20 protein-coding genes are annotated in these 26332 nt (G+C 49.8%); 13 read left to right on the forward strand and 7 right to left on the reverse strand.

The window, feature by feature from the left end; translation table 11 throughout:
* Positions 1-135 precede the first annotated feature (135 nt).
* The 4 genes from DSD31_RS22660 to DSD31_RS22675 are packed head-to-tail and all read left to right on the forward strand — an operon-like array spanning position 136 to position 6391.
* Positions 136-1521 carry an efflux transporter outer membrane subunit gene (locus DSD31_RS22660; RefSeq protein ID WP_113991324.1) on the forward strand — a complete coding sequence of 462 codons (1386 nt, stop codon included), beginning with the start codon at positions 136-138 and terminating at the stop codon, positions 1519-1521.
* 29 nt (positions 1522-1550) lie between these two features.
* Positions 1551-1898, forward strand: a complete 348-nt coding sequence (gene cusF / locus DSD31_RS22665; RefSeq protein ID WP_015585239.1) for a cation efflux system protein CusF — start codon at positions 1551-1553, stop codon at positions 1896-1898.
* 45 nt (positions 1899-1943) lie between these two features.
* A complete protein-coding gene (locus tag DSD31_RS22670) occupies positions 1944-3221 on the forward strand; it encodes an efflux RND transporter periplasmic adaptor subunit (RefSeq protein WP_032716449.1) in 1278 nt (425 codons plus the stop codon).
* An 11-nt stretch (positions 3222-3232) separates the two neighbouring features.
* Entirely contained in the window at positions 3233-6391 is a 3159-nt protein-coding gene (locus DSD31_RS22675) for a CusA/CzcA family heavy metal efflux RND transporter (RefSeq protein ID WP_113991325.1), read from the forward strand.
* Between the two features lie 50 nt (positions 6392-6441).
* Here DSD31_RS22675 and surE read toward each other — a convergent pair whose 3' ends face one another.
* Positions 6442-7281, reverse strand: a complete 840-nt coding sequence (gene surE / locus DSD31_RS22680; RefSeq protein WP_155075448.1) for a 5'/3'-nucleotidase SurE — start codon at positions 7279-7281, stop codon at positions 6442-6444.
* Positions 7282-7865: 584 nt separating this feature from the next.
* On the opposite strand from surE, the gene DSD31_RS22685 reads away from it, so the two are divergent.
* Positions 7866-8648: a histidine phosphatase family protein gene (locus tag DSD31_RS22685; RefSeq protein ID WP_015585243.1), complete on the forward strand. Its 783-nt coding sequence runs from the start codon at positions 7866-7868 to the stop codon at positions 8646-8648.
* Positions 8649-8725: 77 nt separating this feature from the next.
* Positions 8726-10054: an OprD family outer membrane porin gene (locus tag DSD31_RS22690; RefSeq protein ID WP_032716444.1), complete on the forward strand. Its 1329-nt coding sequence runs from the start codon at positions 8726-8728 to the stop codon at positions 10052-10054.
* A gap of 210 nt (positions 10055-10264) precedes the next feature.
* Here DSD31_RS22690 and yjeJ read toward each other — a convergent pair whose 3' ends face one another.
* From yjeJ to DSD31_RS22710, 4 genes are all read right to left on the reverse strand, one after another.
* Complete coding sequence (gene yjeJ, locus DSD31_RS22695; protein ID WP_162786329.1) at positions 10265-11101, reverse strand: YjeJ family protein; 837 nt, start codon at positions 11099-11101, stop codon at positions 10265-10267.
* 40 nt (positions 11102-11141) lie between these two features.
* The gene (locus DSD31_RS22700) at positions 11142-13253 is read right to left on the reverse strand and encodes a peptidase domain-containing ABC transporter (RefSeq protein ID WP_113991326.1); all 2112 of its coding nucleotides are present in this window, start codon (positions 13251-13253) and stop codon (positions 11142-11144) included.
* Entirely contained in the window at positions 13246-14529 is a 1284-nt protein-coding gene (locus DSD31_RS22705; protein ID WP_032716441.1) for an HlyD family secretion protein, read from the reverse strand. Before DSD31_RS22705 ends, DSD31_RS22700 begins: the two co-directional genes overlap by 8 nt.
* A gap of 62 nt (positions 14530-14591) precedes the next feature.
* Entirely contained in the window at positions 14592-14933 is a 342-nt protein-coding gene (locus tag DSD31_RS22710; RefSeq protein ID WP_015585248.1) for a hypothetical protein, read from the reverse strand.
* 1023 nt (positions 14934-15956) lie between these two features.
* Here DSD31_RS22710 and DSD31_RS22715 point away from each other — a divergent pair.
* The 7 genes from DSD31_RS22715 (at position 15957) to DSD31_RS22745 (ending at position 24487) form a co-directional block, all read left to right on the forward strand.
* Positions 15957-16523 carry a fimbrial protein gene (locus tag DSD31_RS22715; RefSeq protein WP_015585249.1) on the forward strand — a complete coding sequence of 189 codons (567 nt, stop codon included), beginning with the start codon at positions 15957-15959 and terminating at the stop codon, positions 16521-16523.
* Positions 16524-16584: 61 nt separating this feature from the next.
* Positions 16585-17274: a fimbrial biogenesis chaperone gene (locus DSD31_RS22720; protein ID WP_015585250.1), complete on the forward strand. Its 690-nt coding sequence runs from the start codon at positions 16585-16587 to the stop codon at positions 17272-17274.
* A gap of 29 nt (positions 17275-17303) precedes the next feature.
* Entirely contained in the window at positions 17304-19850 is a 2547-nt protein-coding gene (locus DSD31_RS22725) for a fimbria/pilus outer membrane usher protein (protein ID WP_113991327.1), read from the forward strand.
* Positions 19851-19872: 22 nt separating this feature from the next.
* Positions 19873-20919, forward strand: coding sequence for a fimbrial protein (locus DSD31_RS22730; RefSeq protein ID WP_157721029.1), 1047 nt, complete (start codon positions 19873-19875; stop codon positions 20917-20919).
* Positions 20920-21680: 761 nt separating this feature from the next.
* The gene (locus tag DSD31_RS22735; protein ID WP_064368406.1) at positions 21681-22595 is read left to right on the forward strand and encodes a winged helix-turn-helix domain-containing protein; all 915 of its coding nucleotides are present in this window, start codon (positions 21681-21683) and stop codon (positions 22593-22595) included.
* Between the two features lie 526 nt (positions 22596-23121).
* Positions 23122-24009, forward strand: coding sequence for a winged helix-turn-helix domain-containing protein (locus tag DSD31_RS22740; protein ID WP_086817332.1), 888 nt, complete (start codon positions 23122-23124; stop codon positions 24007-24009).
* A gap of 1 nt (position 24010) precedes the next feature.
* The gene (locus tag DSD31_RS22745) at positions 24011-24487 is read left to right on the forward strand and encodes a hypothetical protein (protein ID WP_015585256.1); all 477 of its coding nucleotides are present in this window, start codon (positions 24011-24013) and stop codon (positions 24485-24487) included.
* 253 nt (positions 24488-24740) lie between these two features.
* Here DSD31_RS22745 and DSD31_RS22750 read toward each other — a convergent pair whose 3' ends face one another.
* Together DSD31_RS22750 and DSD31_RS22755 are read right to left on the reverse strand one after the other, a co-directional pair.
* Positions 24741-25214 carry a hypothetical protein gene (locus DSD31_RS22750; protein WP_015585257.1) on the reverse strand — a complete coding sequence of 158 codons (474 nt, stop codon included), beginning with the start codon at positions 25212-25214 and terminating at the stop codon, positions 24741-24743.
* A complete protein-coding gene (locus DSD31_RS22755) occupies positions 25214-26122 on the reverse strand; it encodes a winged helix-turn-helix domain-containing protein (protein ID WP_050486190.1) in 909 nt (302 codons plus the stop codon). The genes DSD31_RS22750 and DSD31_RS22755 overlap by 1 nt, the downstream gene beginning before the upstream one ends.
* Positions 26123-26332 lie beyond the last annotated feature (210 nt).

Here is a 26332-nt window from a genome sequence, read left to right on the forward strand (position 1 = left end):
ATTCTAGTGGAGCCAAACCGGATAGCAATGAATTCTCAGGTAAATGACAGCTTTGTCATTTTCCTGTCACGCATCGAACAGAGGCCGTTTTGTACAGTACCCGTCATTCATTCGTCGTCGAAAACGTCCTGCCCTATGCGCAAATTAAAGCTCATCACGCTCAGCGTGACTTTTGTTCTGACCGGCTGCCTCTCTTTAGCTCCGGAGTACCAGCAGCCAACCTCGCCGGTGCCGCAGCAGTTCTCACGCAGCCAGAACAAACTGGTCACGATGCCGGTAAATTATCAGGATAGCGGCTGGCGGACATTTTTCGTCGACCCGCAGGTGAAGTCGCTAATTGGCGAAGCGCTGCTGAACAACCGGGATTTGCGCATGGCAACGCTCAAAGTCCAGGAGGCAAGAGCGCAATATGGCGTCACCGACGCCGATCGCTACCCGCAACTTGATAGCGCCGCCAGCACCACCTGGAGCGGCAAACTCAAAGGTGACACCACCACCGCCAGCGACTATCAGGCCGGGCTTAACCTCAGCTTTGATCTCGATTTCTTCGGCCGTCTGAAAAACTTAAGCGAGGCGGACAGGCAAAACTATTTCGCCAGCGAGGAAGCCCGCCGGGCGGTTCATATTCTATTAGTCTCGAATGTCTCGCAGAGCTATTTCAACCAGCGCCTGGCCTGGGCTCAGCTGCAGGTGGCGAAGGAGACGTTGCAGAACTACCAGCGTTCCTACGCCTTTGTCGAGAAACAGCTGTTGACCGGCAGCACCAATGTCCTGGCGCTGGAGCAGGCCCGCGGGGTCATCGAAAGCACCCGTGCCGATATTGCCAAACGTGAAGGCGAACTCGCGCAGGCCAACAACGCTCTGCAGCTGCTGCTGGGGAGCTACCAGCATCTGCCTGATGACGCGGCCAGCAGCCTCCTTGATATCAACGGCGTCGCCTTGCCGCCGGCGCTCTCTTCGCAGATCCTGCTGCAGCGCCCGGACATTTTAGAAGCCGAGCACGGTTTACGCGCCGCGAACGCCAATATCGGCGCCGCGCGCGCGGCCTTTTTCCCGTCGATAACCTTAACCAGCTCGGTATCCGGCAGCAGCGCAGATCTGTCGAGCTTATTTAATCCCGCCAGCGGGATGTGGAATTTCGTCCCCAAAATCGAACTGCCGATTTTTAATGCCGGGCGCAATCAGGCCAACCTCGATTTAGCGGAAATCCGCCAGCAGCAGTCGGTGGTGAATTATGAGCAAAAAATTCAGGCCGCCTTCAAAGAGGTCGCCGATGCGCTGGCCCTGCGCCAGAGCCTGGCAGACCAAATCAGCGCTCAGCAACGCTACCTCGCTTCGCTGCAGACGACCCGGCAGCGAGCCAGAGCGCTCTATCAGCACGGCGCGGTGAGCTATATCGAAGTGCTGGATGCCGAGCGTTCGCTCTTCACCACGCAACAAACCCTGCTGGACCTCAACTACGCCCGTCAGGTCAACGAAATCAAGCTATTCACCGCCCTGGGTGGCGGCTGGATGGAATAACCCCTCATTTACTTTCAGGAGCATGAATGATGAATCACCTTACTAAAACCCTCATTTTCGGCCTGCTTTCTACGGTGATGTTCGGCGCGCAGGCCAACGAACATCAGCATGGCGAAATGATGAACGCCGCGCCCGCCGCGCAACAAACGCCGGCCATCAGCGCCACCGGCGAGGTTAAATCCATTGATATGGAAAGCAAAAAAGTCACCATCGCCCATGATGCGATTCCGGCGGTGAACTGGCCACCGATGACCATGCGTTTCACCTTTACCCCGCAAACGCCGCTCAACGACATTAAAGCCGGCAGCAAAGTCGCCTTTACCTTTATTCAGCAGGGCAATCTCTCCTTATTACAGGATATCCATCTCGCACAGTAACGCCCACGGAGATAGCTTCCCAATAACACCGGAATGGACACAGATATGGCCTCGTTAACCCTCAAAAACAGCGCGCTGATTATCGGCAGTATGCTTATTGGCGGCATGATCTCCGCAAGCCTGTACGCCTGGTTCTCGCCACCAACCGCCGCGGACAGCGCGGCACCGACCGGTACAAAAGAGGCCCGTAAAGTGCTGTTCTGGTATGACCCGATGTACCCTAATACGCGCTTTGATAAACCGGGAAAATCACCGTTTATGGATATGGACCTGGTGGCGAAGTATGCCGACGAAGAGGGAGCCTCCCCGTCTACACCCGGCGTGCGTATCGATCCCACGCAGACCCAAAACCTGGGGCTGAAAACCGAACCCGTTCGCCGTGGCCCGCTGCATTTCGAGCAGCTGCTGCCGGCGAGCGTCAGTTTTAACGAATATCAGTTTGTGATTGTGCAGGCGCGCTCGGCGGGATTTATCGAGAAAGTATATCCCCTGACCGTTGGCGATAAAATTCGCCAGGGCACGCCGCTGGTCGATCTGACCATTCCGGACTGGGTCGAAGCCCAGAGCGAATATCTGCTGCTGCGGGATACCGGCGGAACCGCCACCCAGGTGGAGGGGATCCTCGAGCGTCTGCGCCTCGCCGGTATGCCGGAAGAGGATATTCGCCGCTTAAAAGCGACGCGTAAAATTCAGACCCGCTTCACCCTCAAAGCCCCGATCGATGGCGTTATCACCGCCTTTGATTTGCGCAGCGGGATGAACATCACCAAGGATAACGTGGTGGCGAAAATTCAGGGAATGGATCCGGTGTGGATCGGCGCCGCGGTACCGGAATCTATTGCCTGGCTGCTTAAAGACAGCTCGCAGTTGACGATTTCCGTTCCCGCCTGGCCGGGGAAAACCTTCACCATCAGCAAATGGACGATTCTGCCCAGCGCCGATGCCACGACCCGCACGCTACAGCTGCGCCTGCAGGTGGATAACCCCGACGAGATGCTCAAACCGGGGATGAACGCCTGGCTGCGGTTGAACACCCAAAGCCAGCCGATGCTCTTGATTCCGTCAAAAGCGCTGATCGATACCGGTACGGAGCAGCGGGTGATCACGGTTGACAACGACGGGCGTTTTGTCCCGAAACGTATCGACGTATTCCAGCAATCCGGCGACGTCACGGCGGTCAGCGCCGGCCTCAGCGAAGGCGAAAAGGTGGTCTCCAGCGGTCTGTTCCTGATTGATTCGGAAGCCAATATTTCCGGCGCGCTGGACAGGATGCGCGCGCAGACGCCTGCCGCGCTACCGACACCCACAGCGCACGCCCACTGAGGAGATGACAAATGATTGAATGGATAATCCGTCGCTCGGTGGCCAACCGCTTTCTGGTGATGATGGGCGCGCTGTTTCTCAGCCTCTGGGGCGCGTGGACCATCGTCCATACGCCGGTCGATGCTCTGCCGGATCTCTCGGATGTACAGGTTATCGTTAAAACCAGCTATCCGGGGCAGGCGCCGCAAATCGTCGAAAATCAGGTCACCTGGCCGCTGACCACCACCATGCTGTCGGTGCCAGGAGCCAAAACGGTACGCGGCTTCTCGCAGTTTGGCGACTCCTATGTGTACGTCATTTTTGAGGATGGCACCGACCCCTACTGGGCGCGCTCCCGGGTACTGGAATATCTCAATCAGGTGCAGGGTAAACTGCCGGCGGGCGTCAGCGCCGAAATGGGACCGGATGCAACCGGCGTGGGCTGGATCTTCGAATATGCGCTGGTCGATCGCAGCGGTAAACACGACCTCGCCGAACTGCGCTCGCTGCAAGACTGGTTTTTAAAATATGAGCTGAAAACCATCCCCAATGTCTCGGAAGTGGCATCGGTCGGCGGCGTGGTCAAAGAGTATCAGATTGTCGTCGACCCGCAGAAACTGCCCCAGTATGGCATCAGCCTGTCGACGGTGAAATCCGCGCTGGATGCCTCCAACCAGGAGACGGGCGGTTCCTCCGTCGAGCTGTCGGAAGCTGAGTATATGGTGCGCGCCAGCGGCTACCTGCAGACGCTGGATGACTTCAATAATATCGTGCTGAGAACCGGCGACAACGGCGTGCCGGTCTTTTTGCGCGATGTGGCGCGGGTACAAATGGGCCCGGAAATGCGCCGCGGCATTGCCGAACTGAACGGTGAAGGCGAAGTGGCCGGCGGCGTGGTGATCCTGCGCTCCGGCAAAAACGCCCGCGAAGTGATTTCCGCCGTTAAAGACAAGCTCGAGACCCTGAAAAGCAGCCTGCCGGAAGGGGTAGAAATCGTGACGACCTACGATCGCAGCCAGCTGATCGACCGGGCGATCGACAACCTCAGCAGCAAGCTGCTGGAGGAGTTTATCGTCGTAGCACTGGTCTGCGCGCTGTTCCTGTGGCACATCCGCTCCGCGCTGGTCGCGATTATCTCTCTGCCGCTTGGTCTCTGTATCGCCTTTATCGTCATGCATTTTCAGGGACTGAACGCCAACATCATGTCGCTGGGCGGTATCGCCATTGCCGTAGGGGCGATGGTTGACGCCGCCATCGTGATGATCGAAAACGCCCATAAGCGGCTGGAAGAGTGGGAGCACCATAACCCGGGGCAGAAACTGGCCAACGACACGCGCTGGAAAATCATCACCGACGCTTCGGTGGAGGTCGGCCCGGCGCTGTTTATCAGCCTGCTGATTATTACCCTGTCGTTTATCCCGATTTTTACCCTCGAAGGACAAGAAGGGAAGCTATTTGGTCCCCTCGCCTTTACCAAAACCTGGTCGATGGCGGGTGCGGCGCTGCTGGCGATCGTGGTGATCCCGATCCTGATGGGCTTCTGGATCCGCGGTAAGATCCCGGCGGAAACCAGTAATCCGCTCAACCGTTTTCTGATCCGCATTTATCACCCGCTGTTGCTGAAGGTGCTGCACTGGCCGAAAACCACGCTACTGGTTGCACTGCTGTCGATCCTGACGATCATCTGGCCGCTTAACCGGGTCGGCGGCGAGTTCTTACCGCAGATCAACGAAGGCGATCTGCTGTATATGCCCTCGACGCTGCCGGGGATCTCAGCCGCGCAGGCGGCGGATATGCTGCAAAAAACCGATAAGCTGATCATGACCGTGCCGGAAGTGGCCCGCGTGTTTGGCAAGACTGGTAAGGCAGAAACCGCCACCGACTCCGCACCGCTGGAAATGGTCGAAACCACTATTCAGCTCAAGCCGCAGGCGCAGTGGCGGCCGGGGATGACCATGGAGAAGATTATTGAGGAGCTGGATAAGACCGTGCGGCTGCCGGGGCTGGCCAATCTGTGGGTACCGCCGATTCGTAACCGCATCGATATGCTCTCCACCGGGATCAAAAGCCCGATCGGCATTAAGGTTTCCGGCACGGTGCTCTCCGATATCGACGAGGTCGCCAAGCGGATCGAAGTGGTCGCCCGAACCGTGCCGGGCGTCACCTCGGCGCTGGCAGAACGCCTGGTGGGCGGGCGCTATCTGAATATCGATATCAACCGCGAAAAAGCGGCCCGCTATGGCATGACCGTAGGCGACGTTCAGCTGTTTGTGTCGTCGGCCATCGGTGGCGCTATGGTGGGTGAAACGGTAGAAGGCGTTGAGCGTTATCCGATCAACATCCGCTACCCGCAAAGCTATCGCGACAGCCCGGACGCCCTGCGCCAGCTGCCAGTCCTGACCCCGATGAAGCAGCAAATCACCCTCGGTGACGTCGCTGAAGTGAAGGTGGTGACCGGTCCTTCGATGCTGAAAACCGAGAATGCCCGCCCGGCCAGCTGGATCTACATCGACGCCCGCGATCGCGACATGGTCTCCGTGGTTCATGACCTGCAAAAAACCATCGCCGAACAGGTGCAGATGAAACCGGGGATCAGCGTGTCGTACTCCGGGCAGTTTGAGCTGCTCGAACGCGCCAATCAGAAGCTGAAGCTGATGGTGCCGATGACGCTGATGATCATCTTCGTCCTGCTCTACCTGGCGTTCCGCCGCTTTGGCGAGGCACTGCTGATCATTACCAGCGTACCGTTCGCCCTCGTTGGCGGTATCTGGTTCCTGTACGGGATGGGGTTCCATCTGTCGGTTGCCACCGGCACCGGGTTTATTGCGCTGGCCGGGGTGGCGGCGGAGTTTGGCGTGGTGATGCTAATGTACCTGCGCCACGCGATTGAAGCTCACCCGTCGCTGGAAAATCCGCAGACCTTTAGCGTCGAAAAGCTCGACGAGGCGCTGTATCAGGGGGCGGTGCTGCGCGTGCGGCCAAAGGCGATGACCGTGGCGGTGATTATCGCCGGCCTGCTGCCCATCTTATGGGGCACCGGCGCAGGATCGGAGGTGATGAGTCGCATCGCCGCCCCGATGATCGGCGGGATGATCACCGCCCCGCTGCTGTCGCTGTTTATCATCCCGGCAGCGTATAAACTGATGTGGCTGTACCGGCACCGGCAGACGCGGAAAGCGATATCGGCTTGATACCAGGCGGGGGCCAGAACGGCTCCCGCTTTTATAACTTCAGCGCCGTATTAACGACCCAGTAATTTCTCATACTGCGCCTGGAACTGCGGCGCATTCCACGAACCGTCAAACAGGGTGTAAGTGATGTAGCCCTTATTTAACCAGCCGCTGTCGGTATCCTCCGTCGTTGGCGTCAGCGACGCCGGGTTCATGCCCTGCTTCGCCGTGCCGTCAGCCTGTAGCTCATAGCTAATCTGCGGGACAGGGAACTGCTCATTGTCGATGTAATGGACGCCTTTAATCTCCGTTGTCGGCAGCGGCGGATAGTTGATACTCAACCCCGACCCTTTGGGTAATAAGGCGGCACCCGGCTCGCGGGTGGCGTTCAGCTTATCCACCACGGTCACGACGTAATCCACCGCATCGGGCCAGTATTTATGCGTGCTGGGCCATTTGTTTTTCATCTCCTCTTCCGTGAAGCGATAGCCGATGCTGGCCGCAATAGCCGGGAAACCGTAGCGCAGCGCGCGGGCCGCGGCGCTAACGGTGCCCGAGTTCACCTGCGCCATGCCGGTATTGGGGCCATCATTCACCCCAGAAATGACCAGGTCCGGCGCCGCCTCTTTCATCACCCCCCACAGGCCAAAATCCACGGCATCCGCCGGCGTGCCCGGGAAGCAGTAGCGCTTGTCAGCCACTTTCTTAACATCGAACGTTTTACCCGGTTTGAAGGTTATCGCTGAGCCGATGCCGCTCTGGTTGGTCGCAGGCGCCACCATCCACACGTCATACCCTTTGGCGGCCAGCTTTTCCTGTAACGACGTTGTGCCAACCGACTGGCAGCCATCGTCGTTAACCAGCAGGATTCTGAGCGGTTTTTCCGCCGCCTGAGTCGAGGCGGTCAGCATGGTGAGCAGCGCAGCGGCGAGGATGTTGATTTTCACGATCACTCCTTAGTCAGTATCAAGATATTTATCTGGCGCAAAAAAAAACCTAAGGGACCTGCACGCAAATTGACTTGCGCCAGGTCCCTTAGGTTTTGCCGTTATTCCGTTACAATCCCAGGACGTTGGAAAAATACTCCCTATCGGCAGAATAATCCAGAGGCAGCAGGCTTATTATGTGACTACGGTCAATAACAACAAACTATTCCCACTAAAAACAAAGGCTGAAAAATGATATTTCACCTGAATCCCAACAGCTAATCATTGCGAATTATCCCTGCTGCTTTTTGACGATATTGGCGGGGGGTTGGAATGTTATTGGTAACAAACCACAGGGCATGCGAACGATCACATTTATTAATATAAAAACAAATTCCGCCTGTTTTTCCATCGCTAACATGATAAAGTCGGCCACATTGGATTGTTACTGTTTTCAACACAGGCAAAACCTACGTCATATACTCTGGCGGCATCGTGCAACACATGCCCAACCCGAGTCGCTGACGTAGGTTTTTTTTTGGCTTTAAAATAATAAAAAGGAGAACAAAATGAACAAATGGCTAACCGCAATCATCATGATCGCCAGTGCCGCAACCTGTTCAGCAGCGGAAATGAAAGACGATGGCAGCATTAATATTTATTTTGCCCGACACGGGAAAACGCTATTAAATACCTTTGACCGCGTGCAGGGATGGGCCGATTCTCCGCTGACGGAAGACGGTATCCGCGTCGCCCGTTATCTCGGCGAAGGTTTAAAAGAGGTGAAGTTCGACCGTTTTTATTCCAGTGATGCCGGGCGACAGCGGGAAACCCTGGCGGTGATTCTGAAACAGGCCGGGATCGCCGATTATCACCCGATCGAGCTGCCTGGCCTGCGCGAAGCCTTTTTTGGCAGCTTTGAAGGCGGCTTCAACAAGGATATGGCCGCAGCCGGCGCAAAACAGCTGGGGTTAAAAGACAGCGCCGCCCTGTTCAGCAAAATGAAAGCAGGCACTCTGCCGGTGGCGGAAAGCCAGAACGCGCTGGCCGCTGCCGACCCGCAAGGTATGGCAGAAAATTATCAGCAGGTGAAGAGCCGTACTCAGGCGGCGTTGCATACCATCGTTGAAAATGCCGAGTCCCAGGGTGACAAAAATATCCTCGCCATTTCGTCCGGCACCTCGATGCAAATTATGATTTCCGACCTGACCGACGACACGGCGAAAAATAAACCGCTGGCCAACGCTGCGGTGGTGAAAATTGTCTATAAAAATGGCATCTATTCGGTTCCAGAAATCGGCACCATGAAATATGTCGAAGCCGGCAAGCAGGCTCTCAATAACAATAACTGATCGCTTAATTATATTATTGCAGATGACTGTTGAAGCCAGCCCCAGCTGGCTCGCAGCATCTCGCCTCGGGGTTTATAATGAAAAATAATATTATTACTATGATGCTGCTGACGCTTCCTGCCTGTGCCTGGTCAGCGAATGACGTTGCGCAAGCGGATATGATTGATACGGTATTTGCCGATCCTTTTTTTAGCCAGTCCCATATGACGCTGTCGCTTAAAAACTACTGGAAATATCTTAAGGAAGAAGAGACAGAACCCAAGAAAGTGCACAATGCCTGGGGCCAGGGCGTTGCCGTGGATTACCAGTCAGGTTATTTCGCCGATATCATCGGTTTCGATGCAACTTATTACGGTGCCATCAAGCTGGGTGCCAGCGACTATTTTAACTCGCGCGGCGTGCTCTATAATAACGGGACCGGTAATAAAAAGAGCAATGCCGAAGGTTTCTCCAAGTTTGGTCAGCGCAGCATGAAGCTGAAATATCAACTCGCCGATCTCAATCTGAACGCCCGCTGGGGCTGGCAGATGATTAAAAACACTGGCGTCATCTCCACCTCTACCCGTCTGTCGCCCACCACCTATCTCGGCTGGACCGGCGGCGTCAACTACGGTGACGTGACCCTGCGCGGCGCCTATATCGAAAGTTCGATGGACCGTAACTCGCCGGATAAGAAGCGCTTCCAGACCAACACCGGACGCTATCTTAACCATATCGCCAGCGGCGATATTCTGTGGCAGAGCGACCGGCTGAATTTACAGTACGGCTATGGTGAAAGCGATAACTACCTGCGCCGCCATGTGCTGTTCACGCAACTCAAACCGCTGAAGCAGTTAAATATTGGTACGCAGATTTATGCCACTCATGCTTTGGATGAATATAAAGCGATGCCGGCCAATAAGCGCGATTTCGACAGCAATGCCCGGCATTATGCGATTGATGTCAAATGGCAGGCGGATAACTGGAGCACGAAGTGGGGGCTGGGCTATACCGATGCCGAAAAAGCCCACGAAATCGGCTTTTTCCCCCGGCATATGAGCAAGAACTCACGCGGCACCTTTATTTCGATGGCCTACGCCGGCAGCGACTACATGCGTGACGGGGAGCTGGTGCTGGCAAATATTTCAGACTACAACCTGACGCCAGAGCTGGCGATAGGTCTGGCGGGCAACATTGCGCAGTTCAACTACAAGGGCAACCACGTGCGTACGGGTGAAATCAACGCGTTTAGCCGCTGGGTACCAACGCATCCGAAGCTGAAAAATCTGACCGTCTGGGCGATGTTCGGGCCAGGATGGTCCTATCGTATGAACGGAAAAACGCCGGTGCTGAACGATGGACACTATATCCGGGCTAATTCCCTCTCTTCCGAGGTCATCATCGAGTATCGCTTTAGTCTGTTCTGATCATTCATCCTGCCGTAAAAGAACAACTCTCGCTGCAGACCATCAGCGCCGATAAATAGCAAGAGGCGCTGTTGAGTCTGCACTCAACAATCATGACCGCAAAAAGCGTTTTGCCGGCGCGTGTGAACGAAAAAATGTGATGTGTGGCCGCGTCGCTGACAGGCCCTATTTCCGGGCTCTGTTGCTGGCTTGCCTGGCGATGGATTGACTCTAGCGGGCTGATAAATCTATCTTTGCCTGCCGATGTTTAATATGCGCCTTTAGCAGACTCTCTCTCTCCTCTACTGTCGCGGCGGGATCCATCTTTTCATACTCAAAGGTCATGGTGTGCTGCCGATAGGGTATGAGTAACGAGTTATTGTTGAGCAACAGCTCACCAATCGCGTTTACCCGGCTCGGTTCAATTCCCGGTACCGCTTTAATAATAACCCCGCACGGAATATCACCATTATCCTGCACGATAAGCAGTGAATAAAAATCGTCCAACGCGGCGGATTTCCAGGCGGGAACATCAAATTGATTATATTTAATGCCCTCGCCATTCGCAGGCATAAAGTCAACGGTATAGAAAGGTATAAAATCGTTTTCCCGTAATGCCAGTGAAATAAAGTCCCGATCTTCTGTCTTTTGGATCGTGGTTAATAATAGCCCCAGTAGATACTCCATCTGAGTCAATGCCAGATCGATAGCGACCACGCTATCATTTTGCAAAAAGAACAAAAACGTGACCCGTTCCTGATACGGCTTCATCACAAAATCGATCGTCCGCAGAGCGACATCGGGCTGCTGGACCTCATCAAGCGTGACGACAGGGATCCGGCTATTTAACGCTTCAGACTGGGCAATCACCTGCTCTCTGACGCCCTCAGCATCCTCCCGGAACATCATCTGCAGCCTGCGATAACCGCTAAAGACGGCAAAAAGCAAGGACTGTAGCCGATCGGGCGGCAGATAAATGAGACTTTCGGAGCCCGATGCACTGTGTGCTTTCAGCGCCAACGCTAGTACGCCTGCCGCTGATTTAATAATCCCGGTATTAATACCCATTAGTTTGTTCATAAAATGATTCTCTTAATAAAATATGACGTCACGGTGTGATTTTTGCCAAATCAATAATCCTGTCGGCACAGGCAATAGTCGAAGGACGATGAGCAATAATAATCCGGGTAATATTTAAGGATTCAATCGCTGAATTAATTATCTTTTCATTATTGATATCGAGATGACTGGTCGCTTCATCCATAAATAATATTCGTGGTTTTTGATAAAGCGCGCGAGCTATCAGCAGGCGCTGCTTCTGGCCGCCAGAAATCCCGGCACCCAGTTCCCCGATAATCGTTTCATAGCCCATCGGCATGCGTAAAATCTCTTCATGGATATTACATTGCATCGCACACTCGATGACCAGCGCCTCATCTACCTCATCGTCAAACCCCGAAATATTATCGGTAATGGATCCGGAAAAAAGACGATCTTCCTGTAAGACGCAGGCGATATTGCTGCGGAAATTATTAATGCCAATTTTGTTAATATCGAAACCACCGATAAATATCTCGCCTCGTTCAGGCGTGAGCAGACCCGACATGACTTTTAATAGTGTCGTCTTACCAATGCCCGACACGCCGACCAGCGCGACGGACTCTCCTGCGGCCACGCTAATATTGACGTTAGAAAAAACAGGTTTTGACAATAAATCATACTGATAGGCTAAGTCCCGAACCTCCAGAGAGACGCCAACATTCTCTTCGAAAACGTTTCTTAACGGGGAGTCGACCTCCGGCTCACTATAGACAATTTCAGAAATACGTTCGTTGTGCAGCGACAGCATTTTCAGCTGCATCGTCAAATCGATTAACGAGGCGGCACGTTGAGTAAACTGGCCGCGATAGGCATTAAACGCCATAAACATACCAATGGTCATAGTATTATCCATCACCATCTGCGCGCCCAGCCATAAAATCACAACCTGATCGGCTGAATTAATGAACGTGTTTATGCCGCCGAACAGCATATCAAAACGCGTCTGTTTCAGACCGGCATTGCTGACATCAATATTGGTGTTCAGCCAATGTTGCGAGCGTCTGTTTTTGAGATTAAGCGATTTTATCGTCGCAATACCGTACAACGACTCCATAAAATGCGAGCCAGAACGCGCACGTTTGACGATTAACTCCTCGCTGACGGTACGATAAAACTTATAGGTCAGCGCTCGCATGATGGCGTAGCAAACGGTAAAACCTAATACTACCCAGACCAGCCAGCCGCCATACAAACTCAGCATGATAAGCAGGCCAATAGTCATGATCGAGTCGATCATTCCCGTCACGATGCTGTTGGTAAACGTTGCGCGAATGATATCCAGAGAAGCAAACCGCGACTGTATATCCCCTAACTGGCGCTTTTCAAAAAATGCCAGCGGCAGGCTCATCAGATGATCAAAAAAGCTGGTTTTCCACTGCACGTCGGTCAGCGTATTCAACTTGAGAGAGACCCACGCGCGGATCATGCTGACCCAGGTTTTAAAAATGGTAAAAAACATTAACCCGACGCAGATGACCAGCAGCAGGTTTTCGTCATGTGCGGTAATGACATGGTCAGTCACGATCTGCGTCCCCATCGGCAACAGCAAATTCACCGTTTCAATCACCACGGACAGCATGAATATTTTGATCAGTGCCGACTTGAGGCCAACCATGTTGTGCATTAAGTCCAGTAGCTTAAGTCGGGAGCGCTGCTTTTCCTGGCGAAAGTCGCTATCAGGCCATGCCTCCAGCGCAATACCGCTGAAGTTTTCTGATAATTCCTGAAGATGCACCACGCGTCTTCCCAGCGCCGGATCGTGAATAATGAAACGCTTCCCTTTTATCGCCACCAGAACGACAAAATGGTTTAACGACCAGTGCAGGATGCACGGCAGCCGGAGTTCCTTGATCTCGGCAATATCCAGCGACAGGGCCCGCGTCTTGAGTCCAGCCTTCTGCGCAATCGCCGCCAGAACGTTTAATGTCGCCCCTTGTGAAGTGGAACCGTAGCGGTTACGAAAATTAAACAGATCGATATCTTTCCCGTAGAAACCGCAAATCATTGATAAACAAGCATTACCGCATTCCGTTGACTCAGACTGGATAATAACCGGAACTTTGTTTTTCATGGAAAAATTGATTCTTTTAAAAATAGAATCAAGCACATCTTTATTCATCTCCGGGTCCCTTCAGACTCTGAACGACTTTATATACTGGCGAGAATAGCCACTGGTACAGCGGTCTTTCCTCAGTAAAAACGATACTTTTCGCCTTGAGACCATTCGCCAGAACCAGCCTGCGATCTTTATAGATAAATTCTTTGTCTTTAATATTGATGATTGCTTTATATAACGTAGGCGCTGGCGCATTGCTCATCTGGTTATTACTATATTCAGCCAACTCCCGTCGGGTCGCCGGCATCGATGATATCGACAGCACTTTCCCCGAAAACTGACCAAATTTATCGGAAGGAAATGCATCGTAGCGAATATTAACGATATCGCCAATTTTGACATAGGGTAAACTGTTGTCGGGTAACCACAGCAATAAATAGTACTCAATACCGGTAAGTTGTTTTACCTGAGCCAGGCTGCTCCCGGCTTCCACCATTTGACCGCGGGTAACCGCAATCGATTCGACCCGGCCATCAATAGTCGACTTCACTACAATTTTACCGTTGGCGCTATTTTCAATGAGCTGCGTCTGCAGATCTCTCAGCTGAGAATATTGCGAGGTAATCTGGTTATCAAGTTCTGCCGTCTTGACGGTTAAATCACTCCGCGTCTGCGTGAGCTGTAATTCCAGCTGCATTTTTTGCGATGATAATGACTGAAACGCATTTTGCTGTTGCACAAAAAGAGAGTGCTGATTATTGTACTGATCTTTATTGATTAACCCTCTCTTAAGATAGTCGCTATAGTTTTGTAGCGATTTCTCTATGTGGGTGAGCCCCTTTTGCGCCGTAGTCAGCATCTTTTCAGTTTCATTCAGGGAGTGTTCATAACGCAGAATCTGACGGTGCGTTGTCTCAATGAAACCATCTTTGTTTACCTTAAGCTTCGCGATGATATCTTCAGCATTAACTATCTTTGCTTTCACCATTGCAACATTAGTATCACTGACGTTCCCACCATCGGTACTTTTAGATACATCAAGTTCAAATAATACCTCACCCTTCTTAACCACATCCCCGACCTGAATAGACTGCCTGGAGACTGAACCAGGCTGCGGTGAAGATATGTTAAGAGGATGCGGTAACGTGATAACCTCACCAACAACATCGATTCTTTTGGTATATTTAAACAGACAAAGCATCGCAATAATCATCACTAGAAAAGCAACGCAGCATGCGGAAATGATTAATGGTGAAACGCCTCTGAGCAGAATGACTCTTCCTTTCCAGTAGCTTCTCTGATGCTCTATCGCTTCCCGCCTGAACAATCTTTTACCCATGAGTACCCGGCCTGATATTAAAAGGCCCGACGCATCGGGCCAAACTAGATGCTACTTTAAAATCAAGGTTTGAAAGTACCGTCAAGGAAACCGTCAAGCAGCGTTTTGGTATACTTCCAGGTCTCCTCGTAACCCACAATCGCCCCACCGACACCGCAGGTAATGCCACCAATAATACCGCCAACGATCATGCCAACGCCCTGACCAATAGTACCAAAGCCAAGGACCCCACCACCGTCACCGCCGTGTTTACCGCCAATAACTGCTCCGGCGGCAAAGCCCGCCACCGCGCCCAGCGTCGCACTAACCACCGCTTCGCCGATATTACCAAAGATATCCCACGGACTGCTCCAGGAGTACGCCCCGGAAACCACATTCATTTCTTCAAAAGAAAGTTCTTTCATCAATTTAGTCCTTATATAAACTTGTATATTCCAGATGGTATAAATTTATCAATCACATATGCTGTGCTGATGGGTGGCTATTTTCAGGTCTTCCGCTAAAAAAACAACTTTAGTTTCATGAATGTTCTACAGTGCAAAATGAAATAAGAAATAAGAAATATAATTCAGGCCCAACCTGACATCAGCGGTAATAAACATCAGACGTTAAACAGCCTGCGATGACCGGTACGCCCTTTCATGTATATCGTAGTGTTGGCAGAAGAAAGAGCCGGACTGGTCAGTCGCAGAAAGAGAAGCGAGAGAAATGATTAAGTTTTCTGAATCACAAAAAATTAGATTCACCCGGGTAATATTAAAAGCAATATAGCTGGTGATGTCAGATACAAGTCAGCGTAACAGATAACAGAAAAACCACAGAACCGATACGACAAATGTTTCCCGCGTTAGCCACAGCAAGTTTAACTCTGTACATATCTCTACCCTATCCTCATTTTACCTGTTGCACCACAAGATGTTTCAAGGTATCGCAGAGACCAGTAAAGACGATAATACAACAGTCATTAATAATAAACCTAAAGTTATTAACAACATCGCCATTATTATAAACGTTCCACTAATGTGCTGTCGTAATAAAAGCAAACTATACGCCATCATTAAGATTAAACCCGATCATTTAAGCACTTAACGGTTATTAACTTTGTTTAACTTTATAATTTTTCTCTGCGCATCATTTTTTACGCCTGAGCTCCCGGTTATGGCGGCCGGTGCATCCTGTTCCACTTAAATCAGTAAACCACATCCAGAGGTTAATCGACAGTTATTCACCCCCTTCAGCTTTATTAAAGAAAAATCAGATGAGTATTTGTGCGAGCCGCGATTAATATAGCACCGCTTACCCACACAAACCGTTAAATGGTTAAAAGAGTAAGTATATACGGATACATACGGGATCAGTTTCTGAAGTCTAATTTCGGCACCTTTTCCGGTATTAATAATTTAACTTTAAATGAATGGATTAAACGGATGAAAAAAACAATTCTGGCTATGGTTATTACTGCCTCTGCGGCTTTCAGTGCTCAGGCTTTGGCAACAAACCAGGCTGAAGTGACTATCCTGGGCGAAGTGGCAGACTCCAAAACCTCTTGCGTCGTCACGCCAACCGGTACGCTTAACAACGGTATTGTTAAGCTGATGACGGTGACCACTGCTGAAGCTACTGGTCAATCAGTGAATACCTTATTTAAACACCAGCAGTTTGGTTTCCAGGTGACTGATTGCGCTATTGGCGGCCCGGATGAAAACAACGTAACCGGCCTGAGCGTTAAAGTTACCGGTACGACCTCTTCATCACCTGAAATTCTGGATAACGTGGCAGCTAACGGTGCCGGAAACATCGGTATCGGTATTCAGAAAAAGAGCAACAGCGCGCGTATCCAGTTTGATGGCACTCCGCTTGCCGAATCCTATACCCCACACCAGGCAACTAACCTGGAATATCTGGCAGGTTATGTGAAAGTCAATGCCGCTAACCCGGTCACTGAAGGTCCGGTGAAAGGCGTTGCGACCTTTACCATTGATTACACCATCTAATTAATTTTTAAAGGGTCTGTCATTCCGGCAGACCTTTTTAATTAAATGCTGAAGGAATCTAATGTACCAGATGATGATCAAGGCAACCCTTGCCTTCGCCATGATGCTGAGTGGTTTTGCGCATGCAGGAATTGTTATCGAATCAACCCGCTATCTTTATAAAGAAGGCGCTCGTGAGATATCTGCGCAAATTGATAATAAAGACGAAATGCCTTATCTGATCAAATCATGGGTTGAAGCGCCAGAAGGGAAAACGCCGGCCTTCATAGTGACCCCTCCGCTTTTTCGCCTGGAGATGAAGCAGAAGAATACTGTCCGTATATTCTCTGTAGCTAGCATCAATGCTCCCACTGACCGCGAATCATCCTATTTTTTTAACATCATGGCGATACCGCCGTCTGATGATACCTATGCGAACAGCAATACTATACAGCTCGCCGTCAGGCATCGCATGCGATTAATCTATCGGCCCAAAGCGTTAGCTGAGTTATCCAATAATACCGAAGCCAAAAAAATAGAGTGGCGCAAAGCGGGTAAACAGCTCACCATTAAAAACCCGACACCTTTCTTTTACTATTTTAGAAACGTACAAATTGGCGCCAATGAATATCAGGCAAAAATTAAATTCATTGAACCCTTTTCATCAAAAGTTATAACGCTAAAAGATAACGGTAATGCTACCAAAGTCACGTGGAAAATAGTGAATGATTATGGAGGAGCAGGTTCCCTCTATTCATCGCAACTGCCATAAACAGTTCGCATTTATAAATGGATGTTTTTATGCCTATAGAACACAACAATACCTTCAGGCTATCTACGATCTGCATAGCTATTATTACTATAATGACGGCGAGTATTCACACTAAAGTGAACGCCCGTGAATTCTTTGACCCGGCATTCATTTCATCAGTCAATGGAGGTGATACATCCAACATTCCCGACCTGTCAGTTTATCAGTCGGTCAATGCCCAGGCTCCGGGAGACTATCGGGTTGATGTTGTTTTTAATGGCCGTTACCTGGAAACCAAAAATGTTACATTTATCACGGACACCCGGAGTAATAAACTCGATAAAAAGCTCAATCTTATTCCCTGCTTTACGTTAGATGTACTCTCGCAATATGGTGTCAGAGTCAAGTCATTCCCTGAGCTCAAGGAGAGTGAACAAGGGTGTAGCAATTTCGATATCATCCCGGACAGCAAAACCATTTTCGATTTTGCCGCTCAGCGCTTAGATATTTCCGTGCCTCAGGCCGCGATAAGTACCGTGGCCAATGACTACATCCCGCCGGAAAAATTTGATGACGGCATCAACGCCATGTTTGTGAACTATCAATTCAATGGTTCTCAGGATTATAAAAGCGATAATGAATACTATAGCCTGAACCTGGAATCCGGGATAAATATCGGCCCGTGGCGGGTCAGAAACCTGAGCATGTGGAATAAAAGCAAGGGTGAATCAGACCATTTTGATTCCGCTTATCTTTATCTCCAACGCAGCTTACGCTCTATCAGCAGCAATCTGATCATCGGTGAAAGCTCTTCCCTGTCCGGCATATTTGACAGCGTCCCCTTTTCCGGGGTGCAGCTGGCGACGGATACCAGCATGCTGCCAGAAAGTATGCGCGGCTATGCTCCGGTAATCCGCGGTATTGCTAAAACCAACGCCCGCGTTGTCATCAAGCAGAACGGCTATCAGGTTTACCAGACCTACGTCGCCCCAGGCGCCTTTGAAATTACCGACATGTATCCGAGCGGCGGCAGCGGCGATCTGTACGTGACGGTTGAAGAGTCCGACGGCTCAAGACAGAACTTCATCGTGCCGTTCGCGGTCCTGCCGGTGATGCTGCGCGAGAAGCAATTCGAATATGAAATCACCTCCGGGAAGTACCGCCCGTATGTGGGCACCATTGACGACACGCCCTTTACGCAGGCCACTGCCAAGTATGGATTGACATCCAGCGCCACGATTTTTGGCGGCGTACAGGCATCGGCCAAATATCAGGCTCTTTCTAGCGGGATTGGCTATAACCTTGCCAGTCTTGGCGCCCTCTCGGCAGATGTGACCCAGGCATGGTCTAAAAAACGCTATGACGATAAAACGTCCGGCCAGTCGTGGCGTTTACGCTACGGTAAAAATATTATTGAAACCGGGACCAACTTTACCATTGCCGGCTATCGCTACTCGACAAAAGGGTTTAACACGCTCTCGGAGGTGCTTAACACCTATGCCCATAACGGGTATTACTACTCCGGCCGTTCTTTACGTAATCGCACTAACTTCACACTGAACCAAAGTCTGGGAAGAGCGCATGGCAGCGTATCCATCAGCGCGCTTGTAGAAGATTACTGGGATAACAAGCGTACGAATAAATCATTGAGCCTGGGTTACAACGGCGGCTGGCGGGGAATTAACTACTATCTCGGCTACAGCTATAGCCGCTATACCTGGGGGATTCACAGTTCCAGCCGCGAATCGCGAAACGATCAGCGCGTTGCCCTCACCATCTCTATACCGCTGAGCAACTGGTTGCCCAATACCTATGCCAGCTATCAAATCACCGAAAGTAGCCCAGGCTCCACGGATCAGTACGTCTCTGTAGGCGGTATAGCGTTGGAAGACAACAACCTCGACTGGAACATCCAGCAGGGATATAGCAATCGTGAATACTATAGCGGCGACATTCGGGGAGCATACAACGGCTCTCGCGGCAGCGTAAGCGCTGGCTACAGCTACGACAACAACAGCCGACGGTTCGACTACGGCGCCAATGGCAGTCTGATTGCACACGCGGACGGCATAACGCTTGGGCAGAATATCAGCAACGCAGCGGTCCTGATCAAGGCCCCTGGTTTAGACAACGTCAGGCTCAGCTCGGACTCCACTATCGTCACGGACGGTCGCGGCTATGCCATCGTTCCCTATATTACCCCCTACCGCAGTACCGACATCACTCTGGATAGCACGTCCTTTGGCGAAGAGATGGAGCTGATGCAGACCACCCAGCGGGTTGTCCCTACGCGAGGCGCCATTGTTCGCACAAACTATGCCGGGAATATTGGGCTGCGGGCATTTATTCATCTTAAAACGCCTTCAGGCCGCGAAGTGCCTTTTGGCGCCATGGTCACGCTTTCCGGTGCTGCCAAATCTCAAGCCAGTATCGTGAGCGACGCGGGTATGGTCTATATGACCGGCCTTCAGCCAACTGGCGTACTGACGGTAAGCTGGGGGAAAAAAGCAGGCCAGCAATGTACCGCCATATATACCTTGTCCGCCGGCCAGAAGAAAAATTCCGGAGTCAGTCAGGCTGAAGCCTTGTGTCGATAATCATCATAACGAGATGAGTGAAATGAAAAAAATGATTGTACTGCTGGCCGCCGTCTTTTTCAGTAGCGGGGTTTCAGCTGCACGGCTATGCACTTATACGGATGCTGCCGGCAACGATGGAGGTGTGGAAGAGCGCCAGGGTATGACGTTATATCCTAAGATATCGGCCGATCCTGCGCTTCCGGTTGGGGCAATTCTTTATTCCAGGACCATAGGCGGCATGGATTTGCACCACAGGCTGTTCCGGTGCAATCCCGGCGCAGAATATGTCGTCGAAGTGAGCACTTCGCAGGTTCCAGGAGTGACTCTCCGCGGTATGCCCGTTTATGAAACGGGCGTACCCGGTATTGGTATTCAATTTAGCGATATATTTGCCAGCCGGATCGGCAAACAGGTTCCCGGCGAGGCCGGGTCCTGGCCGACGCCTTTTGACAAATCGGTACAGTTTCCCGCAGTGCCGCACTTCTCTGCATGGCTGGTTAAAACGGGCCCCATCGATACCAGCGGGGCGACCAACATCAATGTCGAAATTACGTTTCGCGTGAGAGACCCGGCCTATCCAACGTATGAAAGGGGAGGCGCGATCTACTGGGTAAATCCCAAAACAACAAGAAAAATTTCCTTTCGTAATGAGAGCTGTAATATTTCGGTGAAGGGTCCCAGCACGGTCAATCTGCAAAGAATTAATAAAAGCGAGTTGTTAGCGCTTTCCTCCGGCGCGGCAACCGGCAAAGGCAAAACCATTGACATGAATATTACCTGCCCCAGTGAATTGCAAGGCCAGAAGCTCACCTACTGGTTTAACCCAAAAAGCTCGGTGACCGGCGATATTGGGGTAATGGAAAATGCTATCCTCCCAGCGCCGGGAGGTAGCGGCGCCAAAAATGTCGGGATCATCCTGAAAAAAGAGGGTAATCCAGTGAAATTTTATGATACCGATGCGTACAATATTACCTCCCTTAGCCTCGATCAGGATATCAGCTTAACCGCTGATTATTTCAAGATGAATAATGATATTTCAGATGGTCTGGTCAAAGCGGTGATAGAGGTTGTGATCCAGGAAGATTGATCCCCGGGCCCGGAATATATAATGCCCTCCACAAGGGGGCATTATTCATCGGGCTGGTACAACTATTATAAATATCATTAGACAATTTATCCCACATGCACTCTTGAATCCTGAGTTTCACAAACTGCCCGCGATACACAGCAGACTCATGCAGCACAAAAACCTTTTGCCGCAAATCGTTATCACTTAAATAATCTGAGTGGCAGAAAACGGCAACGCCGGGAGCCCGTACCAGCTGTACCCCAGTAAATGACCGGGGTGAGCAACAAATCTGTCCAGAACAGATTCACATGCTTCGACGCGGCAACACGTAAGGGCGAGGTTCCCGGATGAGCCGGGTAATAAAACCAACGCCCATGCGCATAAAGTATGGCGGCGCCACGGCGGGCGTTCGTGGTGATCCAGTGTGGAGACAGGCAGCGCGCAGAAACCAGCGCGTACGCGTAGTACCTGAGAATTTCGGCACTGCTCAGGTCCAAAGTGGCAAGTAAAATAGCCATGATAGGACAGGCGCTTAGTCAGACCTGAAGTTCAGCACAGCATATCGCCCCCCAGCCTGGCTGCCATTAACGCAGAGATGAGCTCTTTCTACGCTTTCGTTTGACACGTCCAACCTCCTCAACAGGCTGCAGCCCTTCAGCCGGCATCACGATGAGGTAATATCTCTAGGGTCAAATAAAGCAAAAATAATAACAAAGATTCATTATGTAGCTTTCCTGTTTACGTGATTATGTATCCCTTTTCGCCAGGAGATCAATACAATGAAAAATGGCAGCAATGAACGATATAAATGGTTAGCAGATGCGCATACGTATTATGTTATTAACGACTGCGTGACGTTTCAACCTGCGACCAATATGTTATGCAATATCCATAATCCGGCGTTGAAGGTAACGCTGAGTGTCCCCGCAGGTCGCTGTTTGCAGTTACTCATTAATAATATCGGTAATATCGTGACACAGCAGGATTTTATGGATATTGCCTGGAAACAGAGTGGTATGAAGGTGACCAGCAACACCTACTATCAAAATATCTCAATTCTCCGCAGAAGCCTTATCCACGCCGGGCTGGAGGATAATACCATTATCACCCTTCCCCGTATTGGGCTTACTCTGGCTACAGGTACCCAGATTCGGAAATTAGTCACGGAAACCACTCCTGAAGTCGAAACTGGGGCTGGCCAATCCGACGAAAACACGGTGGTGGAAGAATATAGCCATCGGCCCCCCGCCACCACCCTGCCGACTACCTGTGAATATGCGGAACAAGTTTCCCCATCTCCTGCAGCAGAGCACCGTTTCCTTCCCCCCTCGCTTACCAGAACAAATATATACCGGATGGGCTTTAGCGTAAAAAATGGCGTTCTGCTGGCGATAAGCCTGGCATTCATCACGCTGCTTTTCTCATATCTGACAGCGATAAAAGACAACTATTTCTCTGACTATGTAAAGATTGCTACAGCTCAGCGCTGCCACGTGCTATCGGCAAAAGCGGTATCCGAGAGTGTGAAAATGGAGGTACTCAATAAATATGACCAACATATCACCGGTGATTGTGTGAACTACCCCTGGGTATACGTAACAACGCTGGCTGACTTTCCCCGAACGTCGATCATCCGCTGTAATAAACCATTCACGCAATCTACTTTATGTATTTCAGAATACTTCATTGAATAACAGCTTAAGCACTACGCGATCATTTTCCACTTTTCCGGTTTACAGGCGCAGGAAAAAGCAATATCGGCCGTGGATTGTTACTTAAACGGTGCCGGCCAGTCAGCTATCCACTCTGCGGCAGACTCCCTCTCCCTCACATAACTCCGCTTACCCTTTCATGGCTTACGAAAGCAGCTCATACACCCCGAGCACATCGGCAGATCGCCCGACGACAACGCTGTGACGCCAGATCAACAGTGGCTTTCCTTACTTACGTTAAGACGACAGACATGAACTCCAGGAGAGGTAGCGCCCTCTGCCGTACAGTCAGAAATTATCTTGATGAACAGAATACCCCTCCCACATGGCTGGCGAGCAATCATGGTGATTCACCGTAACGGTATAAATAAGAATTTTCGCCAGGCGCCATAATATGCAGAGCTTAATCTATCATTTATAATTTTTTTTGAATGTGAAAAGTTCTTAATTTTTATCTGCATCCGCCGAGATAAAGCCCTCCTGTTCCTGAAAGAGTTTTATATAATCCATGCATAGATATTACATTATTAACAACATTGTTGAATTTCACCCCACGACTCGCCAGTTAAGGAACCTTATCAATCCCACGCAAATGGTGGTCTTAAACTCTCCTGCAAGTCGTTGTTTATTACTATTAATTGAGAGTTCAAATACGATAGTTACACAGCAGGAATTTATGTATAACGTCTGGGAGAAACTCGGGCTCGTCGTTTCTGCAAATACCTACTATCAGAATATTTGTCTACTCCGAAAGGGTCTGAAAGAAGTTGGATTTCCCGCCGATCCTATTACCACGATACCGCGTATCGGTTTAACGTTGGCCCGTGAAACGCAGGTTCAGGTTATTGAATCCGCCGATGTCCTGCCGATCGCTAATGTTGAGGAGCCAAAAACCGAGGAGGGTGCCCGGCCTGTCCACCACGATACGCCTGACTCAGCGGACTCAGACCATATCGGCAGTTTACGGGCGTCGGAACCGGTATCAGGAATAGTCGCAGCGGTTCCCGACATACCTGCCGAACAAAGTCTGAATAAAGCAGGTATCAGGAAATTCAGTAAGCTTTTTTTTTTAATCACCGCTCTTATTTTTTCTATCCTGCTGGCCGATATCAAAGTCATACTCGCTCAGTTCCAGGGAAGTCGATACTTCGAAAACTACATGCTTGCCGTAAACACCAACGGCTGCCACTTTTTTCTCAATAAAGAGATTCATAACACCGATGAGAAAGCGGCGGCGCTCACCTATGGCAATCAATTCAAACCTGACTGTAAAAAATTCCCATGGGTATACATCAGCCGTTATGCCATGCTACCCAGGGCTTCCGTTATTCGGTGTAACAAACCTATGACCCGTCCCAACTACTGTATTTCAGATTATTTTATTGAGGATCATTAAAATGATACATTACCGAACTTCGGTGTATGTGCTTTGCGTATGCCTGTTTTTTACCTTAATCCTGGCAGGCTATTCATTATGGAAACGCTCTCAGCCTCCTGAATTTACATGCAAAGCTAACTTTGTACAGCATAATACTGATGAACAACTCAATATTTCACTCACTTACAGGATAAACAAAGATAGCGGCCTGCTCAGTATGAATGGCTACTCCGTTAACGACAAAACGAAAAGATTTAACCGCAAGATATTCTTCAACATTCAAAGGAAGAATAACACCTACCATTTGACCTCAGTGACCAATGTGATATTTCCTGATGAAAGCATCAGCAGCAGTTGGTTGGAAAAATATGAGCCATTATTTTTCATCTATCCCCAAAAAGACATTTACGTAAAAATGATTGAACAGCAGCATAGCTATTTATTTATCTTCTCTACGTTACCGGCCTATGTATGTCATAAACAAGACGATATCTGAGGCGTATTATTAATCAGACTCATCGTTCTCGCCGCTCTCGTCTAAGGAAAACCGCAAAAGCGAAGCAGATGCGCAGCAGTAAACGACTCAGATACACCAGTGATACGCAACAGCATACGCTATCCTGATGGCGAGATAATCCATAACACCAACGTATCATATTGTCCGCAAGGCGGCCTGTCGGTAACGGCAGTTAAGCCAATAGCAGATAGCGTGAATCATTGCCGACAGCAGGCGGCATTTTTCTTCGTATTTAAATGTCTCGATATTTTTTACAATAGAATGTTGGCATGCTGTGCAAATAAATCACTGGGTTATGATATTCATCATATTCAATTTTAAACGTAATCTCTTTCCCTGGTTCATAAAAGAAAGCCGGAAAATGGTCATCCGCATTGCTGTCGCTACTGCTATCGGTGCTAAGATGCTCAACATATTGATTTTTAAGAACATAGATATCATCATGATTAATATAGGTAAAATTAATCACTCTACTGATCTGCGATCGTCTGCCGTTCTCCTCGGCGATGCCATAAATCGTGAGTTCACCTTTATGGTTTCCTAGCGTAAAGCCAATGTTTGAATCCAGACGAAAATCATCATGAATCAGAGTGTGGCGGCTCTGACATACTATTATTTTATTTGGAATAAATGGTTCAAAATAATAAAAAATGATAAACAGCACCACGACCAATAACGCAGAAAGACAATATATTTTAACGCGCATTAGTGTACCTTCATGGTTTTCATTATTGTCAGGGAGCGACAGTTTTGATTCTTTTTAGTGTAAACAGAACAATACATAAAATTTAAGCGGGTATTCATAGGGGAAGCGGTAAAATAGACAATAGTTTTGTCAGAACACGGCAGGCCTAGCGTATTGAGGATTTTCTTAATTTCAGTGACAGCGTATTTTTGGTCTGCCACAAAGACAGTACAGCCCTCAAAAGAGAGTTTGGTATAGTCCGAAAAGGCTTCACCTCCCGGTTTATGAAGAAATGTCATGATGCTGAATAAAACAATAGCGGATATAGTGACAATGCCTGCATTTCTTAGCCACTTAATATGCCGTTTGCTACCTTCATGAATCCCCCCTTCTGCTGCTGAACTTTCAAAAAAATCGGCCTCTTGTGGCGCGTTTCCTGAATCATCTGACTCGACATCGTCAGCCTCAACACGCTCAGACCTGTCAATGACAATACCCATAATATCATTATGGATACTTCCTTCCATGTCCTGATTTATATTGTTGTCAGTTTGTTGCTCATTATTCTTCTCAGGATACAGATATGTTACTTTGAGCCTGTTATTAAACCGCAAACCATGTCTGGGCACCGTATCAATAACATCCAGACATCCTATTGCGGCCAGCGACTTTCTGAGATGTAAAATACATTGATAGTAGGTGTTTGGACTCACCCCGGCATTACGTTTCTCCCCCCAGCCACAAAGAATCAATTGATCCTGAGAAACAATTTTTCCCTGATTGTTGAGTAAAATTTCAAGGCAGCAGCTCGCAGGTACATGAAGCTTAACTTCTTTTGAATTCAGCCTGTCCACAATCATTCTTTGGGATGGCGTGAATACAACATCCTCGCCAATAATATAGCTTTGGATGTTATCTGAGCGATCCATATTGCGACACCCTTTGTTGCATGCATTTTTAAAATCAAATAGTTAGTCGTTAGACTAAAGAAAGTTCAAAATAGTTAAGAAGATATAAACCTATCAACTTAAATTTAACGCTATCCAATGGCAAAAAATCCATATTAAAACATTAAAAATGCGATAGGTATCGATTTATTTCATCAACGCTCACCAACTGATGACTAATTTGTTTCCAAA

The organism is Klebsiella sp. X13 (assembly GCF_003323835.1).
In the GTDB taxonomy this organism is placed as follows: Bacteria; Pseudomonadota; Gammaproteobacteria; order Enterobacterales; family Enterobacteriaceae; genus Klebsiella; species Klebsiella ornithinolytica.